Origin of the sequence: Shewanella hanedai (assembly GCF_007197645.1) — a bacterium.
GTDB lineage: Bacteria > Pseudomonadota > Gammaproteobacteria > Enterobacterales > Shewanellaceae > Shewanella > Shewanella hanedai.
In genome coordinates this window covers 33,160-52,329 of record NZ_VKGK01000022.1, presented here as the reverse complement: position 1 = coordinate 52,329, position 19,170 = coordinate 33,160, and the positions used below count along the sequence as shown (strand labels likewise).

General features: G+C 40.7%; 13 protein-coding genes. 5 read left to right on the top strand and 8 right to left on the bottom strand.

The features are described 5' to 3' along the window. Positions 1-454: 454 nt before the first annotated feature. The 5 genes from FN961_RS16975 to FN961_RS16955 form a co-directional block, all read right to left on the bottom strand. Complete coding sequence (locus FN961_RS16975; RefSeq protein WP_144041372.1) at positions 455-2,965, bottom strand: helicase-related protein; 2,511 nt, start codon at positions 2,963-2,965, stop codon at positions 455-457. 125 nt (positions 2,966-3,090) lie between these two features. Then, positions 3,091-3,840 (bottom strand): sulfotransferase family protein, encoded by a 750-nt coding sequence (locus FN961_RS16970; protein ID WP_144041371.1) that lies wholly within the window; start codon positions 3,838-3,840, stop codon positions 3,091-3,093. Between the two features lie 429 nt (positions 3,841-4,269). Next, entirely contained in the window at positions 4,270-5,874 is a 1,605-nt protein-coding gene (locus tag FN961_RS16965; RefSeq protein WP_144041370.1) for an NHL repeat-containing protein, read from the bottom strand. A 204-nt stretch (positions 5,875-6,078) separates the two neighbouring features. Further along, positions 6,079-7,071, bottom strand: a complete 993-nt coding sequence (locus FN961_RS16960; protein WP_144041369.1) for a catalase family peroxidase — start codon at positions 7,069-7,071, stop codon at positions 6,079-6,081. Positions 7,072-7,108: 37 nt separating this feature from the next. Then, complete coding sequence (locus FN961_RS16955) at positions 7,109-7,540, bottom strand: DUF417 family protein (protein WP_144041368.1); 432 nt, start codon at positions 7,538-7,540, stop codon at positions 7,109-7,111. A gap of 1,539 nt (positions 7,541-9,079) precedes the next feature. Between FN961_RS16955 and FN961_RS16945 the strand changes: the two genes are divergently transcribed. Continuing rightward, positions 9,080-12,238: a DUF3427 domain-containing protein gene (locus tag FN961_RS16945; RefSeq protein ID WP_373293428.1), complete on the top strand. Its 3,159-nt coding sequence runs from the start codon at positions 9,080-9,082 to the stop codon at positions 12,236-12,238. A 94-nt stretch (positions 12,239-12,332) separates the two neighbouring features. Continuing rightward, positions 12,333-13,376: a transposase gene (locus tag FN961_RS16940; RefSeq protein ID WP_144041367.1), complete on the top strand. Its 1,044-nt coding sequence runs from the start codon at positions 12,333-12,335 to the stop codon at positions 13,374-13,376. 37 nt (positions 13,377-13,413) lie between these two features. Here the strand turns inward: FN961_RS16940 and FN961_RS16935 are convergent, their stop codons facing one another. The 3 genes from FN961_RS16935 to FN961_RS26210 all read right to left on the bottom strand — a co-directional run bounded on the left by FN961_RS16935 (position 13,414) and on the right by FN961_RS26210 (position 15,907). Continuing rightward, positions 13,414-14,355, bottom strand: a complete 942-nt coding sequence (locus FN961_RS16935; RefSeq protein ID WP_144041366.1) for a DUF1186 domain-containing protein — start codon at positions 14,353-14,355, stop codon at positions 13,414-13,416. Positions 14,356-14,418: 63 nt separating this feature from the next. Further along, a complete protein-coding gene (locus FN961_RS16930) occupies positions 14,419-15,588 on the bottom strand; it encodes a winged helix-turn-helix domain-containing protein (RefSeq protein ID WP_144041365.1) in 1,170 nt (389 codons plus the stop codon). A gap of 187 nt (positions 15,589-15,775) precedes the next feature. Further along, positions 15,776-15,907: a hypothetical protein gene (locus FN961_RS26210; RefSeq protein WP_268241156.1), complete on the bottom strand. Its 132-nt coding sequence runs from the start codon at positions 15,905-15,907 to the stop codon at positions 15,776-15,778. Positions 15,908-16,533: 626 nt separating this feature from the next. Between FN961_RS26210 and FN961_RS16925 the strand changes: the two genes are divergently transcribed. The 3 genes from FN961_RS16925 (at position 16,534) to mioC (ending at position 18,750) form a co-directional block, all read left to right on the top strand. Beyond that, positions 16,534-17,175 (top strand): LysE family translocator, encoded by a 642-nt coding sequence (locus tag FN961_RS16925; RefSeq protein WP_185972821.1) that lies wholly within the window; start codon positions 16,534-16,536, stop codon positions 17,173-17,175. Between the two features lie 137 nt (positions 17,176-17,312). Then, entirely contained in the window at positions 17,313-18,122 is an 810-nt protein-coding gene (gene ubiG / locus FN961_RS16920) for a bifunctional 2-polyprenyl-6-hydroxyphenol methylase/3-demethylubiquinol 3-O-methyltransferase UbiG (RefSeq protein ID WP_144041363.1), read from the top strand. A 187-nt stretch (positions 18,123-18,309) separates the two neighbouring features. Continuing rightward, complete coding sequence (mioC, locus tag FN961_RS16915; RefSeq protein ID WP_144041362.1) at positions 18,310-18,750, top strand: FMN-binding protein MioC; 441 nt, start codon at positions 18,310-18,312, stop codon at positions 18,748-18,750. Positions 18,751-19,170 lie beyond the last annotated feature (420 nt).

The following is a 19,170-nucleotide window of genomic DNA, read 5'->3' as shown; positions in this document are numbered from 1 at the left end:
CTGTTATTTTGTAAATCGGAGATCAAAAAAAGATCTCTATGACACCGATAAGACACAAAATCCACAGATCCGGATCAAAATAATCAACAGAGATATCAACAAGCAAGACAAAGACAACTTAAGATCTTAACGCCTGTTTAGATCCTTTTATAAAGTGATGTTTTATAATGATTTTTATTGAGATCAGTTTTTGGTTTTTTCAGATAAAAATCAAAATAAATTTTAAGCTGTAGATAAGTTATACGCAAAAAAATAATTAAATTAGTTATCTGCACGGTAAAAGATCGTTTTATCCACAAGAGATCATTACAGACTTAACAGAAACCTCTACTTTTCCGTGTAAACAACATCAAATTACCAATGAATCAACACAGAAATAAAAGTTAAATTATATTTTTTTCCTGCTTTTTAAAATGGCAGTCTCTATTGGGGTTTATAAAAATTAAAAAACGGCTCATTTTACGTCTACAACACGACTCGCTTTACGATATTGAATTTTCCAGTCCAGCCAACGAGGCAACTCCCAGCGTTTCGGTCCGATTTTTCTCAATCCATCGGCATACACCAAGGTCACTAACTTGCGCTTCGGCTGATACTCCACAGTCAGATTTAATTGCGCCAACGCCAACTTAGTCGGATACATGGCGTCAAACTCCTCACGCTGCCAATCGGGGATCCCCTCAAATAACAGATCCTCAGCCTCAATAAGCGCAAGATCATCAAAACTTTCAACCCCAAGTTCCGATAACTTGTCACTCAAATACGAAATGAACTCTAAAGCAGGCCTATCGCACTCTGACAGACCCAAGGCTACCCAGATATTCCAGGCTGAAATATCATTATTAATCCGGACAGCAATCCCCATAAATGTCCGCCCAACAGAGATGCTGCGAACAATAGCTTCAATTGCTTGTTCACCCTCAACCTCTTTTAGATGAGTGCCTATCACCCTACCGGCATAAACGGTCTCCACCAGTACCCGATGATTTTTCCCCTGCTCACGCTTCTCAGTTAACCGCTCTTCACCTAAGCCCGCTTCCAGCAATGTATTCAGCGAAATAGGCGCCATACAACTCGCCAAATTCAATGTCTGTTTACTGCCCTTACCTGCTATCGAATGCTGATCGAACACCACAGCAACAACAGCACTCTCCTTGCCCTGACTATCTTTAAGTTCACAACAAAAACGGCTATCACGCCCAATCTGCACTTCACTGTAGCCATTGCCCAAAGCAGTGATACGTTTCTCACGACGGATAAATGCCAACTCAGGCAGCGCCTTTATCACCTCAAGTAACCAGGCCTGTCGTAAATGAGTCCCACCTAACAAATTAAGAGCTTTATTCAACGGAGGTAAATCAAGGGATGAACGTATCTGACTGGATAAAAGACGTGCCTCTTTTCGCGCCTCATGATTAATCTGTATACACTCAGGGGGTTTTTCACGAATTAATTTAATCAGGAGAAAAGCGTCACAGTCTAGCGGCTCCCATTCATTGAGAGCTTTAAGATCAGACTCAGAGCTAGGCATCACAAATAGACGCTGAGAAACACTTAACCCCGCCGCGAGATCCACCATCAATCCCCGACACTCATCATTGGGCATCGCGCTGATCAAGTGAGAAAATTGGGTATCGATTGGTAGAGGCAGTAACTTATAACCGTGGGGAGTTATTTTACCTTGGCCATCAATCGCCCCCATGGCGCTCAACTTAGTGTCAGCTATCTCTAAGGCTTTAGCGGGAATGATATCGACAAAGTTTAACGCTTTTAAACAGAAACCATTAGCAGCCGCGGCTAACATAGGTTCCACCAACTCTTCACGCTGTAATTCAGGTGGCGTAACCATCTCTAGTGGCGCCCCCATCCCCCATAAACGCACACATATTCCAGCCTGAGTACGACCAGCACGCCCCATACGTTGATCACTGCTGGCTTTAGAGATACGTGCTAGTGACAATACCGTGCGACCATTCCTTTGATGAGTTCGTCGCTCTAATCCCGAATCCACCACAGCCGTCACACCAGGGATTGTCAGTGAAGTCTCTGCAATATTGGTGGCAAAAATCACCCTTTGCCTCTTTGACAGACCAAGTATCGCTTTTTGTTCAGAGGCAGAAATACCGCCATGCAGCACCAGTAACTCAATTATCTCACCAGAAGCCGCTATTTGAGTCACCACCCCTTCGCATGCCTGTAAACAGGATTGAATTTCACGTTTTCCCGGGAGGAAAACCAAAACATCACCTTTCGTCTCAGCCAACAGCCCAAACACCGTCTTTTTTACTCTCTGTTCCACGCCACGAACATCGGGAAGATGATGACTTTCCGCCGCCTCATACCTAAGTTCCACGTGGAACCTTCTTCCTTGTGCTTGTAATCGTCGGGCACCAACACCAGAATCTTTGCCTAGATAAGCGGTTAATCTTTCCCCATCAATGGTCGCAGAGGTCAATATTAATCTGAAGTTATCCTGCTGTGCCGCTTTAGCCTTGAGCATGGCCAATAACAAATCAGTATCCCATCGGCGTTCGTGGAACTCATCGATGATCACAGTATCAAAACAGGCTAATCCCGCTTTCTCATCGGCTTGTGCATCTTGCCCTTTCCCCATAGAGAGCCAGCGCAGAGCAATACCAGGAGTCACAAACGCGATCTGGGTTTCATCGGTGACCGTCGAATCAAAACGTATAGCATAACCGACGTCAAGGTCTGTTTGGGCACCAACGAACCCCGCCAAAGCCAAACACGCCACTCGTCGGGGTTCAACAACCAGCACTCGCTTACCCTTGCCACTTTCACCCGCCTCAGCACACCAAAGCGGCAAGCGGGTAGATTTACCCGATCCAGTATCAGACTCAACCACTAAGTGATTGTCTTTTATCGCTAATACAAACTCATCATAGAGCGCATCAATGGGCAATGAAGTCATAACAGAAGCTGAACTGAGGTTTTTAGGTGACATAATACCAATTAGAATAAGGTGTGATCGCTCAGGCAAGTCTAACGGGCAAAGAGAACAGAAGAAACAAAGAGCTTAGTTGTAACTATAATTAATTAAAGTTGAATCTAAGTATAACTAGAGTAAACCTAGACTAATTTATAATCGAAAAACTTACGCTTTTCCGGGCCAGCGACATTGGCATTGATCTTATTAGGGTGTTTATACTCATCCCAACTCGCAACATTTCTGCCCTTATTCAAGTGAGGAAAGTTTAGATGACAAAGGCCCTGATTTGAGTGACCAGAATCAGCCTCACTATCTACCTCTAAGAATCTAATTAACTTAGATAAACTTCCTGTTTCACTGATATCAATACTCATGAAATGATGTTGTGATATGCCCTCTGGACAGAAAAAATCAAACACTGCTTTTTTATGAGTCTGATAACAACTAATCAGGTGATCCGTACCCATAGGATCACTCACCTCACCCACCCCAAAGCAGTGGTTAAAGCTGCGTTTTAAGATAGGATGAAACCGCCCGGTTTTCATGTCCAAATGGGGCAACATTCGACTCAACAACATCTGCATCGACAACACCCATGACTCAATATCGCGATCAAGGTAGACAAATTTAGCCTCTGGATACAAGTTGGCTAACTGTTTGTAATCACTGAAACAAGGTGCATCAGACACCACATCTGCCAACTCAAACGCCTGTTTAGTGAATGCTTGATGTGCCACCTTAAAACCCAGCTCAAGCAGTGCCACGCTAACGCTTGTTGTACCAGATCGGGGGAGGCCTATGATGAAGGCCTTAGTCATCTTTTTGTGGTTAGATGTTGGGTCGACCGGTGGATTATCTAATGGGTTGGTATCTATTTTCTGAGTGGGCATAGGATTGGCGTTTAAATGTTGTTGTTTAGCAGTATATCGCTCCCTTGTGAGTTCACAAGGTTGAAAGAACTTTTCTGGTTAGGTTTTGGTTTGATTTCGATGTTTTGATTATTGGGAACCATAGCTTGTAATTGTCTTTTTATGCGTAGTCTTTAGAAAAACAAAAAGCATTCTCACCACGGAGACGCTTCGCTACACGGCGAATATGGCGTAGCCATAAGCTAGTGAGCGAGAGGCAGGAGCCGAACTGGCTCTTAAACAAGGATGTTGTTGGTGCACGGAGGTAAAGATTGGGGATAAAGCCACTGGTATCTCTTCGATCTAGAGTCTGTTTTTGATGACCGGTTTAGGATTTACTATTGCGAGTTGTGGAGATGAGGCAATTAATGGTGCTATTCGCCTCACTTGGTGAGGCGAATAGATTGATGACTAGTGAAGTTCAATATCAAATACTGAGACAGGAGGAACTGGCTCTTCATTTTCATGATCGCCTAAGATATAGATTTGGCCATCTCTGATTGCTAAGTCACTAGGATCAGAGACGTCAGCATTATCTAGGTCGAACACGGCGATGATTTCACCGGTTAAATTGATCTTGATGACCTTGGTGTATTTTTCCGATAGAACATAGACGTAGCCTGCGTCATATTGCACACCTTGAGCATCGTATTCAAAAATACTGCCGTCGACTTCATCAGGAAAAGTAATGACATGCTTCTCTTTTAGAGTGAAGTCGCTGTTCAAGATGATTAATACATCTTTATCATCTTCACCACCTTGGTCAGGCACTAAAAAGTACTCACCAGAGGCTTCATTTTTTCCTAAACCAGAATAACGATAACTCTCACCCTCATCATTGCTGACAGTAATTTGATGTTCTTGGGTTAATTGATAACTGCCATTATCTTGATTAAATTGCCCCACTAAGCCGTTGTCGGTCAGTGCAAAAAACTCATCAACACCACCCACAATCGCTTCTGTGCAACCTTGGTTACAGTTGATGCTATCAAATTCGATTTTAACCCGTGCTTGTGTGTTGAATTCACTATCAAGGGTAAACATTTCAGCCTGATCAGTGATAATCATCCAACTATCGTCATGCATTGACCAAATGCCTGATGGTTGTACTATTTCAGCTGATAACGGGTACTGCTTGGCTAAGGCTAACTCACCCGTATCTTCAATGGGTCCAGCACCAATTAACTCACTTTTATCCATCACTAAGAAGATATTCTCTTTCGCATCAGTGGTTGAAACCGCAATACGACCATCAGGCATTAACCCTATGTCGTTAAACTCACTTGCTCCAAAACCTTCTAGATACCAAGAGTTGGTGTGAGTTAACGTATTTCCATCAACGAGATAATGCATCACCATGGCCTGACCATCGGCTTCAGCTAACAGTAAAAAATTATCTTCGCTGATAGCAATACCATTGACCGCAATGTCGTTGGTAAGCGAGTAACTTGTTGATTGCCCCGTCACTGAATTGAAATGAGTTAACTGATGCGCTGCTAGGTTATAGAGCCAAATATGTTCATTGCCCTCTTCATCAATAGCCAGTTCGGTAAATACCGCATCATCACCTAACGTCCATGCGGTAGATTGATCGGCAGCTCGGTCATATTGATTAAGAGTATTGTCACTTGCTACAAACCAAAGCTTGTCTTGCTGACGCTCAAGATCTGTCGCATTCATAGCATCATTAGAATCTTGTACTCTTGAATGGTAAAAAAGCTCTGCTGAATCACCATCAATAAAACCATACTCGGTACTGGCTTGGTGGATATCAACCTTAGGCCAGTTCACATCAATACTGGTTATGGCCTCTACCGGCTTTTCGCCCTCTGGATAGGAAACATAAATGGCCAAAGGAAAGTCTTCCACCATTGAAGCCCCAGTTTCAGGCATCACAAGTTCAAGCAAAGGCTGAGTTGGAACCGGCGAAATAGGATCAGTAGAATCATCGTCACTGTTACAAGCTGATAAAAGTGGGATAAGTGATAGGGCTATGAGTGATTTTTTGAACAACATCTTGACTCCATTGTGGTTAATAGCGCCACCCTAGCAATGTTAATGTCGATTAATTGTCGAAACGGCATCTACACCTGTTTATCAGTCTCTTCGATCTAGAGTCTATTTTTGATGACCGATTCAGGATTTACTATTGCGTGTTTTGGGGATGAGGCAATTAACAGCGCTATTCGCCTCACTAAGTGAGGCGAATAAGCTTTTTGCCTATAGGCGTCGGATAAATGAATCTATGTAGGCCGGAGTTCGGGCATTTAAGATGGGATCAGCTGAAGGAGTGATGCCTTTGGGCAATAACACGGGGTTAAAAATGCCCTTATCACACTGCATTGTTGCGGTTTCATTATCTCGGCTCCCGTCAATTAGCACTTGCCCGACCAATAAACGTTGGCGAGTATCAGGCCACAACACGGTTGGGTCGTTAACCTCATCACCAGGGAGTGCCAGTTGAATATAGAGATCCCACGCGGCAGGTTGTTGTTTAATGCGAGTTAATAACTCGGCTTTTAAAAAGTCAGTGGGTAATTTCTCAAGCTGGGTTTGGCTGAGATTAATCACCCCATCAACAGGCTCAAAACTCCAACGCCCAGGCATTATGTCGCCATTATTAGCTGTGAACAGGAAGCTATTAACCCCAAAGTAGCGACTATTGGCAAAACTAACACTCGGTGGCAAGGTTTTGATGTAATCGAAAAAAGCCCTAGCATTGGGTTGATTATCCATAAGCCATTGCTTGCCTTCAGCCCCTTGTTTCACCTTAGTTTGAAAGGTAAAAAATTCCTCCAAATTACTGGCAAAAAAGACAGGGGAGTTAGTCGTAACAAAATTAAGGCTCTCTTTATCACCATCAATCTTAAGAGACATAAAGCGGCCAGCACCTCTGTCCGATGAGTGTGGATTAGTACCACCAAGGGAGAAACGCGCTGTAACAGGAATTTCCGCTTGCTCAAAAAAGGGAATAGCCAAAGATTGCTGCAATTTAGGATTAGGGATAAATGATCCTGAGGTACAAAACCCTTTAGCATGATTACGTAATTTTACTTTTTTACCCGCCTCACGACTGGCAGTATCAGGAGTGCCATTAACGGCATCAACCAGTTCAGAAATTGATATGTCGGCGGCAAAAACCGGAGAAGTCAGCACAGATAACCCCGTTAATAAACAGGTTTTAATAAGCAAAGAGAGTCTATTTGTACGCATGATAATTCCTTACAGATAAGCCTAGATAAATGGAGGGCTATCGCTTTAGTGCGCCACGGCTCGTTTCAACCACCATGATTGCCACTGCAAGAAACACCCAGTCTTTAAGTAAGAAGAAGCTAGTGATAAGTACACCATCTGAGACTTTCCACGTATCTGGTGTTGTCAGTATAAAACTGAGCGTCACCACAAAAATACCCACTGCAGCTAACCCTGATATCAAACCGACTTTCGCGTTTTTAAACCCCAGCAGTAAACCTAGGCCAACAATAATTTCAACCGAGCCAATAAGGTTAGAAACAGTTTGCACAGAGAACAGCTGATAGACCCAACTTAACAAAGGATGGTTTACAATTAAGGGCTCAATCAATTTCGCCTCAGTAGGGGTGAACTTATAAACGCCTAACCACAGCAACAGCAAGGAGACACCGAGTACGCCAAACACATAACCAAAATTTGTTGTTTTCATCTTATTTAATACCAAAGACACTACTTCGATTAAGTAGCAATGAATAAGACAGCTGTTATCAAAAAAATCTTTCAACTTGTCGAACAACAAGTTGATCAAATATTTTCTTAGTTAGCTTTTGGTTTCATTTGGCTTATTTGGTACCTGGTGGGTTTAAGGTAATCAAACCTTGTTAGCTTCACCGATGAAGCGATTTTATCGCTTTAACTATATAATTCTCTTCATTTTTGGTACTTGGTTGGTAATTTAAAGTCATAACCTTATTGGTGTTAATCGCCTCCAACGAGGCGTGTGAGCTTCAACGATGAAGCTAATCATCGTTTTACCATCTCATTCCCATCTGGGTTTTGGTACTTGGTCGATAGTTGGGAACCATGGATTCATTGATATTTATTGCTTGCAGCAGGCTCATGTGTAGGTAAGCTCTCGGGACGCTGTGAAGCCATCCATGGCCGCTTCGCGAAAACATCCGTGTTTTCGAGACCCTCTTGCCTACCTACACCTTGTTTATAAAAGCAATAAACCTCTTCGATTTGGCTTCTCTCCGCGTTCTCTGTGTTCTCCGTGGTAGATAGCTTTTATCTTTATATTAGAAAGGAGCAGCGTTGCCTGCGAGAACGTTCACAGGCTCACTTCTAGGGTGCTACGCTGCAAGTTTCGAGTGGAAAAATAAGATAAGAGTCAACATAGAGGTAAAGATTGGAGGGAAAACCAAAACTGCCTCTTCGATTTCGCTGCTCTCCAAGTCCTCCGGCCCTCTGTGGTAAATAGCTTTTATCTTGATCCACAAATAGGAGCATTCTCACCACGGTGAATGTAGCAAAGCTACGTGCAAATGAACGAGAGCTAGGGATAGCGAACTGGCAGTTAAACAAGGACGTTGTTGACCTTCGCTACAGCGAATATGGTGAAGCCATTATCTTATGAGCGAAAGCCAAGGATTGGCGAACTAGCCATTAAACAAGGATGTTGTTGAGTTCACAGAGGAAAAGATTAGAGGAGCTTAACTGGTTTCCTGAATAGAGATAGTCGAGAGTGCTGAGAGATATTGGGTTAAGGCTTTGGAGCTTTCTGATTCAAACAAAGTAAAACTATGTTCATCATGATAGATCTCTGGTTCATGCAATGAACCTAGATTAGTGGCAGTAACGATTGAGTAGCGGCTGGAAGTAGTGTTCTCACGATCATTTTCATTGGGATAGTCAGCCCAGAACTTTGATCACTTGTCGGTTAACAAGTCTGATAAATAACATTTTGTGTCTTGATTCCGTTTAGTATTTCTATATTTGGAGGTTTGTTGTAATTCACTGCCTTATAGGTGTTTATAACCTGCGGTTCGCTGAATATGCAGGTACTTCTGCGAGACGCTGTGAAGCCATCCCTGGCCGCTTTACGGTTTCATCCCTGAAACCGAAACTCGCAGCCGCATCTACACTTATGGGGAAAGCAAAAGGGTGTCTCTTCGATATTACTTGTTACTTGCAAAAAATGACTTACCTGGCATAGTTCCACTCAATCTAAACGTATTTGAGTTTTATAATGCAAACAGGTATTTATGAGCAACTTATAACGAAAGTTATCAATAATAAGTTGGATAAAGATAAGTTCTTTATTTCAGAAAGAAATATGGATACAACCGAGCAAACGCTTTGGCTAACTCGTGCATTAGTTCATGTTTTTCATCTAGCTATATCTGAATCAAAAAGTACCAAAGACTCTCCATTAGCCCAAATAGAATTAGCAAATGAGCTAATTTATTGGCTTCAGGAAAGAGTCGACAACCTTGATTTATCCGATTTCGCAGTAGCACAGCCAGCAAAGCTACTTACCGCAATTTTTGATAAACATGATCCGATTGCAGCTAAATTATCCGCACATATAGACAAAATAACTCCTCTTACAGGTCTCACACAAAGCGAGTTATTCTGCGGTAGCAATCAAGGGATCTCACTAGAAAGTGAAATTAAGCGTGAAATTCTATCTTCTAATAGAATCTGTTGGATCGTTTCATTCATCAAATGGACTGGTCTTAGAATTTTTATGGATGAGCTTCGAACTTTTACTAGTAATAACAAACATAAACTTCAAATTATTACGACATCTTATATGGGAGCTACGGATCTAAAAGCCGTTCAATGGCTAGCCCAGCTACCTAACACCGAAGTAAAATTAAGCTATAACCATAATCAAGAACGTCTTCATGCTAAATCTTACCTATTCATGCGAGATTCAGGGTTTCATACCGGTTATATAGGTTCATCAAACCTATCTCGTTCGGCTCTAACCAATGGCTTAGAGTGGAACTTGAAGATAACTAATCAAGAAATCCCACATATCATTGAGAAAACATTCAGTACATTCGGGACATACTGGCAGCAACCTGAATTTGAAATGTTTGATGGTTCAGAAAAAGCGAGTAGTAAACTAAAGCATTCGCTTAGTGCTGGTCGTGGTGATAAAGAACACTCGAATACGTTATTTTTCGATTTAACTCCTCATCAACATCAAATTGAAATTTTAGATAGATTAGATGCAGAGCGGAATATACATGATAGAAATAGAAACCTGATAGTAGCCGCTACAGGTACTGGTAAAACCCTGATATCAGCTTTTGACTTTAAACGTTTCTATCTAAAAAACCCTACAGCAAAAATTCTGTTTATTGCACACAGAGAAGAGATATTAGTACAAGCAATAGAAAGCTTTAGAGCGGTACTGAAACAATCAAATTTTGGTGAGTTATGGGTAGGACAACATAAACCAGATTCATATAATCAACTTTTTGCATCAATTCAAAGTTTTAATAATCAACTAGACAATATAAACCTCAGTTCAGATTACTATGATTTCATTGTTATCGATGAAGTCCATCATGTATCAGCAGATAGTTACCGAAAATTCATCAATCACTTTTCACCAAGGATATTATTGGGGCTTACCGCCACACCTGAGCGTCATGATGGTAAAAATATATTAGATGATTTTGGGGGAGTAATAGCAGCTGAGCTCAGATTACCTGAGGCTATAAATCTAAGACATTTATGTCCTTTTCAATATTTCGGTATTGATGATAATACCGATCTAAGACAGGTAAAATGGGAAAACGGTCGTTATAACCCAAGCGAATTAACTAAACTCTATACCCAAAATGATCAACGACTACAAAAAATACTGAAAAATATTGAAGAACTTATAGCAAAGCCATTAGAAATGCGGGCTTTAGCCTTTTGTGTCAACCAAGAACATGCTCGATATATGGCCGAAAAGTTTTCTCTTAAAAATATTCCAAGTGCTGTACTTACAAGTAAAAATGCTTCTGAAAGATATTCGGTAAGACAAGCTTTACAGCAAGGAGATATAAATATCCTCTGTGTTGTTGATATATTTAACGAAGGCGTCGATATCCCAGAAATAGATACCCTTCTATTTTTACGTCCAACAGAGAGCCTAACAATATTCTTGCAGCAGTTAGGACGTGGCTTACGCCATAACGATGGTAAAGAATGTGTCACTGTGTTGGATTTTGTCGGTAATGCTAGATCTGAATATGATTTCTCTCAAAAATTCAGAGCATTAATAGGAAAAACTCATACTTCCATAAGCAAAGAAATTGAACATGGCTTTCCCCATCTTCCGCTTGGTTGTCATATTGAACTACAGAAAAAAACCAAAGAGATCATCTTAAACAATATTAAAAAAGCAATATTGAATCAGCAGAAACTAAAATCTTATATTCAAAACTTTCAGTACCATACAACTCAAAAACTGACGTTGAGTAATTTTTTAACGTTCAATTCTAATATTCAGCTACTTGATATTTATAAGAATAAACTTAACAAAGGAGGAGGTTGGACTCGTCTGTTAAGCGATCTAAAACTAATTGGAAAAGTAAACCAAACCCCAATAGCTGAAAATTACCACAAAGCTATTAGCAACAGTTTAATGAAATGTGATGCCCGAACTTATCTAAAGTTTATTCGCTCACTAGCCATAAATAACTTCATGTGGGTTGATAATGGCGATCCAATAGAGCAAAAAATGGCATTAATGTGCCACTATGACTTTTGGAACTGTGCAGGCAGCAAACTAAATTTTAACTCTTTATCAGAAAGCTTAGCTGCACTTGCTCATCCAGAATATCAAAGCGAGTTAATACAAGTTATCAACTACTTACTTGATACTAACGACACTCAGGTTCAGAAGATTGAAACAGACTTCCCTTGCCCATTACAGCTCAATGCTCGTTATACTCGAGAGCAAATTATTACAGGATTAGGTGGCTCAACCTTCGAGAAACAAGCTGTTAGCCGTGAAGGAGTATTCAACTTAAAAGATATCAACGTAGAGCTCTTATTTGTCACATTACAAAAGTCAGATCAGCATTTTTCACCGACTACGCGCTATCATGATTATGCAATGAGCCCTACGCACTTCCATTGGCAAACTCAAAACTCATCAAAGCCAGAGAGTGGTAAAGGATTAACCTATATTCAGCATAAAGAGATAGGTAAAAGACTCATGTTATGGGTACGAGAATCCAATAAAGACGAAAATGGAAATACGATGGGATTTGTGAACTTAGGTTGGGTTAGTTTAGTCGAAACTAGTGGATCTCAACCTATGAATATAACCTGGGAATTACATGAACCTATGCCCAGTTATTTATGGAAAGATGCAGCAAAATTAGCAAATAGCTAACAAGAAAGAGAGGACAGCCATAACTTTTGTCTTTTAATCTATCTCCTACTAGGCTTTAAGTTCTCTTGCTTTAGTTTTCTATGGGGTAACTTCTATGACTTCAGCTCGCCGGGTCTTAATCGATGCAGAAACAACACCCTTCTATCATGTGATAAATCGTTGCGTCAGAAGAGCTTATCTCTGCGGCGAAGATAAACTGACGGGTAAGAGTTTTGAACATAGACGAGGTTGGATTGTCGATAAAGTCAAAGCGCTTTCTGCCATATTCTGTATTGATATTTGTGCTTATGCAGTGATGAATAATCACTACCATTTAGTCCTTAAAATTGACTTAAATAAAGCCCAGTCTTTAAGTCATCGAGATGTGATTAGCCGCTGGCAACAGTTGTTTCACGGTAATGAAGTCGCCACTAAATACATGAAAGGTGAAGGACTCATTGAAGGGGAACTGATACTGCTTGATGGGCTTATTGCTAAATGGCAGGAACGCTTATCAAGCATTTCTTGGTTTATGCGATGCCTAAATGAAGAAATTGCACGTAAGGCCAATCTCGAAGATGAATGCAAAGGTGCTTTTTGGGAGGGACGCTTCAAGTCACAAGCCCTACTTGATGAACAAGCGCTACTAGCCTGTATGATGTATGTGGATTTAAACCCTATTAGAGCTGGTATTGCCGACTCACTACAAACCTCTGACTTTACTTCGGTTCAAGAGCGTATTGACGAGCTAAATGTAGAACGGAATATTCAAGAAAAAACGCTAAAAAAGGCAGATAATAAAGCAGAATCCATCACACCTACTCCATTATCCCCCCTTGCTGAATTTGATGGTTCAACTCATCAAACAACCCAATCAGGTATCCCATTCCATTTATCTGACTACCTACAACTTATTGACTGGACCGGCAGAGCAATTAGACATGACAAAAAAGGATTTATTGATTCAAACCGTCCTAAGTTGCTTTGCGAACTCGGGATTTCATCCGATTCATGGTTAATCTCAGCCAAAGAATTCCGCCGTCAATACAGTGGTGTTAGCGGTCGTTGGGATGCTATGTGTGAATTTAAAAGAAAACACCAAAACGGAAAATGGTGTAAAGGTAAAGCCTCTAGTAAAGCACTTCACCCATATCCTTAGACCAATAAATAATAGATATCAGAACTAATTATATTATTTACATAAGGCAACACTTCTTGTATTTCTTACCACTGCCACATGGGCAAGGATCATTGCGGCCAGCTTTAACCTCGGCAATGTAGGGCTCTTTAATTTCATAGCTATCTAAATATGAACCAAAGTCCATATCATCGAATTCCTCCGGAGTATTCATAAGGTCATTGAAAATATCCATTAACTCTTCATCACTTAAATCTGACTCAGAATAAAAACCAGCCCAATGACTAAGAGCATCTAAAATATCGTAATCGCCACTTATCAGGCCAGCATCCCATTCCGAATAGCCAATGCTGTTGTTATCCCAATCGATAATGCATTGGTTTTCAACAGGGCCTTCATCTATCACCTTGGTATTAACAAGCTCAATAAATTGTTCATGATACTGATTAAATTGATTAGATATGAGTTGATTAATCAATTCAAATAGGGCTATTGAATGATTATAAGCGACAAGATTGTCGATAAAAGCTGGAATGCTTAGATTGAGTGTTTCCCTGTCTATTTGACCTGTGTGTAATTGAGAGAACAGTGCGCTTAGCGCTGCCATCTTAACTATTTCACCCGCTACATCTGAGTTAATCAAAAAGCAAAGCTGCTCTGGTTTGCCCTGAGCCAAAATATAATAAGCGGTGGCAAGATCAGAAGCGATAAAGTCGCCAAGTAGGATCTCTAACGGACTACTGCAATCTTCTTTGTTGGTGAGCTTTACCAGAGAATCAAAAGAACTCAACTCTTTGCGATCGACAATAAGACAAATGCCGAAGAACAGCAGATTGGACTCAGGATCGGTCAATGCTTCTTTTTCAATAAATGTCAGCATCAACCCTTCAATAACAGGCTGTAACTCAGACCAATGCAGTCTAGCGGCTTTTAAAGCTTCAACTGGCAGTTCCGTTAAGTCACCACGACTCAAAGTGGTAATAATCTCATCTAATTTCATATTTTACTCAAACCTAAAGAACTTTTAGACATCATAAATGAGTCAAACAACAAGCTAAAGCCCCTAATTAACCAATAAGTCACTAAACAGATTGGTTTCAACCAACTCCCACTCATCGCAGTTGTTAAACATGGCATACTCATCAACTGCATACCTGAATGCGGCGATAAACTCCTCAAGATCAGAGCTCTTTGACCTAGTGCCAAAAACCCCCTCTTCGATGGTCAATTTCTGCAGTAAAAGTATGCCTGCTTTACGATCTGCCTTAACATCTACCCGACCAATAAAGCGATCTTTCCAGAGTATTGGTAATGAGTAATAACCAAATTGGCGTTTTATAGCGGGAACGTAAACCTCTATTTGATAATTAAAGTCGAATAGCTGCTTTAATCGCTGTCGCTGGATCACCAGATTATCGAAGGGGTTTAAAAGCCAGACACGATCCTCTATAGAAGTTATCGGCTTTAGGTTAGGAAGATAGAAGTACGCTTGATCCGATTCTGTAAAATGGGCTATCTCACCCGCTAAGCACATCTCGTTGAGGGTCTTAACTAAAATAGATTTAATATTCTTACGCAGATAAATGATCTGTTTAACAGTGCCAAAACCGTGGGCTGTTAGGTAACGGTAAATAAGGTGGCGGGCAAACTCGGTATCATCTGGGATCTCACAATTCACATTAGCTGGCAGTACTCGTTCGGTTAAGTCGTAGACCTTTTGAAACTTGTCACGGTGCGCCACCATTAACTCACCTTGCATAAACAACTGCTCTAGTGCCTTTTTAGCCGGCTTCCAATCCCACCATCCTGTATTAGCTGCTGTCGATGTATTGGCAAAATGGCTGGCCTTCAACGGCCCTTCGGCGATAATTTTAGCTTTTACCTCTCGCATGACTTTATGTTCAGGTTCGAACCAATGTTTTCCTCCCTGCTTTAATGCATTTTTCTGCCACAGACTAAATCGATAATCTGCGATAGGTAAATAGGCAGCAGCGTGAGACCAATATTCAAATATCTCCTGGTTCGCCATTGCCGTGTCTAGCAAAGATGTTTGGTAATCAGCAATACGATTATAAAGCACATGATGATGAGCCCGCTCGACCACATTAATCGAGTCAATCTGCACATAGCTCAATTGCGCAACAGCTTCGCTGACTGAACTTGCCGTTTTCAAAAGGCCCTGCTGCTGTAAAGTAAGCAGCAACCACTCTTGGGAAGAGTATGGACTTGTCATAAATATTACTAACCAAGATTTGGATTGTTAAGTAACAAGCTATAGATAAAAAGCGCAATTAACAAACGAGGGTTTGTGAGGGTTTTCTTTGAAGTGACTAATCTGAACTTGGATTAAATAGTGGGACTCCCTTATTTAATCTTTTATGTCGTCCTGTTAGTGTTGAGTTGATTTGTCATCGCCAGATTTAACTTTTATCGCTCTCCTCTTGCTCCAGCTGGGCGATCTCTTCTGATGGCGCATTGATATAGGCAGACACATCTTGATAGGTTAGCCAAATGGCATAGCAGATAACGGCATAAAAAAGATTACGTAACATGTTAACGACTCACATTTTTGATACTGACACTCATAAATATAATCGAAAAAATGATCACAAAACACTGTCAATAATCAGTCTGTTTTATAAGCTACTTTTATTTTTTGACACATATAAATAGCGTCAAATTATCTTCAAAGCGTCATTTTATTGAACGTTATTAAAGCTAAATATTTATCTCTATTCCAAGCCTATTTCAACGCTTTCCTAGTCATAATCATTGTTTTATATTGGTTAATTGGTGGTTCATAAAATATAATGGTTAACATAAAAACATTATAAAACAGTTAACTAACTTACATCCCCATTTATAAGGAGAACATAACACTCCAATTGATATCTCTTCAGTTACTGATTGTCTGTTTTACGTAATACGTCAGAGAGCCATTTGACCCCAAAAGCAGCTAACTGAGGCGACCTTTAAAAAAGTTTTAAGAACTTATACTTCCATTCAAATTTAATCTAAATCGGTCATCATAATAATCGTCACTTCGTCAAAAAAGCCTGCTTTTTACACCAACAACTCACTTATTAACCACTCGCGCTAAAAGTCGCTGTAAAAATCTACAGAAAAGCAGCAAACCACTGTAGAATCCCGGCCTTCTCTCTAAACCTGTGCATTTTTGATGATCGATTTCGCGTTACTTCCCCTGTATCTCACCACTGTTGTCGCCCTTTTACTGATCCCTGGTCCAGATATGTTACTGATAGCCAGCTCAAGTCTAAGTTACGGCCGTAAAGTGGGGGTTTATGCCAGTTTAGGAAATGCCACTTCAGGTTTATTGCTCACCTTATTAGCAGCCATGGGTGTATCTGCACTAATCGCCATGAGCCCAATGGCATTACAACTGCTGCGTTTATTAGGCGGCGCTTACCTGTTAAAAATGGGTTGGGACTGCATGCGAGCAGGCCCTATGGATGCACCGGAAGTTGCTCAAGATAACAATCTAGCCAAGATCCTTTATCGACGAGCTGTCTTCAGTAATCTGTTAAACCCTAAAGCCTTGCTCTTTTTCGTGCTGTTTTTACCTCAATTTGTATCAACAAACTTAGCAGCCAGTTCTGGCGAGCAGATGCTGGCATTGGGGCTACTTCTCAATGTGATGGGTCTGCTGTTTAATCTATTGCTGGTGGGTATGGTAGGCAGTTTAGGTAAACCTTTACTCAAGAATGAAAAATTCAGAACTTATCAAAATAAGTTTATGGGCTTAATCTTCTTCACTTTAGCTATCTGGCTATTAGCGTCACAAGTGCAAACCATGAGCTAACCTGCCTTCGGTTCTGCTACACATATCTTAGCCATCACTATCTTGATTTAATCAACCCCAATAGTGACCCCAAAGATGGGGTTGCTACGTATGTATACCTATATAATGGGTAGATAATCAGCGTAGGCCTAAATATTATGTTAGATAAGAGCCAGTTAGCTCCTCAAACAGTGCAAAAAGGATTAAAAACTAGCGAAGAGATCGCTAAATTTGATGCCTTAGCCAATGAATGGCGAGATCCCCAAGGAAAATTTAAGCATGTATTAGCCTTCAATTTGACTCGTTTATCGGCGATCGAGGCGATGATAGCTGAGCATTTTAAGCGGGATCTAACGCTAGATAGCCCACTAAATAACATCGATCTGTTAGATATAGGCTGTGGAGTAGGTTTACTTTGTGAGCCTTTAGCCAGTCTAGGCGCTCAGGTTACGGGTATTGATGCCAGCAGCTACAACATAGCACTCGCCAAACAACACGCTGAACAAAGTGCTGTTAGTCTTCATTATCAACACTGTTTAGCAGAAGACCTTATTAGTCAAAACCCCTCTAAAATCACAGACCAATACCAACAAGTATATATAAAACAATATGATGTAGTACTTAACACTGAAGTCATTGAACATGTTGAAGATCAAGAAGCCTTAATGAACACCTGCTGCAAACTGGTTAAGCCCGGCGGCCTGTTAATCATGGCGACGCTTAATCGCACGGTGAAATCTTACCTCATAGGCATTATCGGCGCTGAGTATCTGATGCGTTATCTCCCCATTGGCACCCATGATTGGCACTACTTTGTCACCCCTAATGAGATAGAAACCATGGTGATTGCCAATGGATTACAGCCATTGAAAAGCCAAGGAATGAGTTTTAATCTCTTTACTAAGCAGTGGAAAATCACCTCTAATACCGATGTAAACTACCTTTCTTACGCCTACAAACGTGAATAGCCCCCCTTTAACAGTACAAATCAGCCACTAATCTAAGCTTTTGCTACGAGATATGCGGTTTTTTGCTCTATTTTTCCTCTTTACTCCCATATTTACCTTTATGCCTCCTACTTTTGACACGTTTTACCTTATTATGGCCTCAAAATCGGCCTATTTAGGCCATTAAAACTGCTAAATGAGACTGATTATGGCCAAAATAGAGATATTAATAGGAACGACCTTAGGTAATGCAGAATATGTTGCTGATGAATTAGCGGCAAAATTGGTCGAATTAGGCCATGAAAATCAGCTTCACATGACGCCTAAATTGGCTGATTTAAACCCTAAATCGCTCTGGTTAATTGTATCTTCTACTCATGGAGCAGGCGATCTTCCCGACAATATAGCCCCATTTTTAAGCGAGATCTTTGCTAAAAATCCGGATCTAACCGAGACCAAATTTGCCATTTGTGCGATCGGAGACTCGAGCTACGATACTTTTTGTGAAGGGCCAGAAAAATTGGCTCAGGCATTACAAGATTGCGGTGCACAAGTCTATGTGGATAAGATCCAGATCGATGTTCAGTACGATCCTACTCCTGAAGACCCTGCTCTGACTTGGTTATCACAATGGCAAGATCAACTATAAGCTCGCTTTTACGTATAACTATGAGAACAACTCACAGTTTAGATCTACTTTATCCACATATTACGATCGAAAATGATAAATATGTGGATAACCTATTATTTAGATCTGATCAAACTCTGTATTGATCCACATGCGATCTGCTTAATGATCCACCCTGTGGATAAGTAGCCGATCTATCCCCAAGCTTAAGTGAGTTAGATCTAGAATAGATCACAGGTTTGGATCGTCATTAAGTACTGATTCTAATAAAAAAAATGGCTTACCCACAGAAAAGTGCTCCCTTAATAATAAACATAACAAAGGATCTATATAAAGATCTTAAGATCTATTAAGCAGATCTTCATTCGATCTGAAGAGTAAAATTGATCTTTCACCTAGGTCAGATCAAATGCTAAAATGCACGGCTGAAATCAAGGTTTG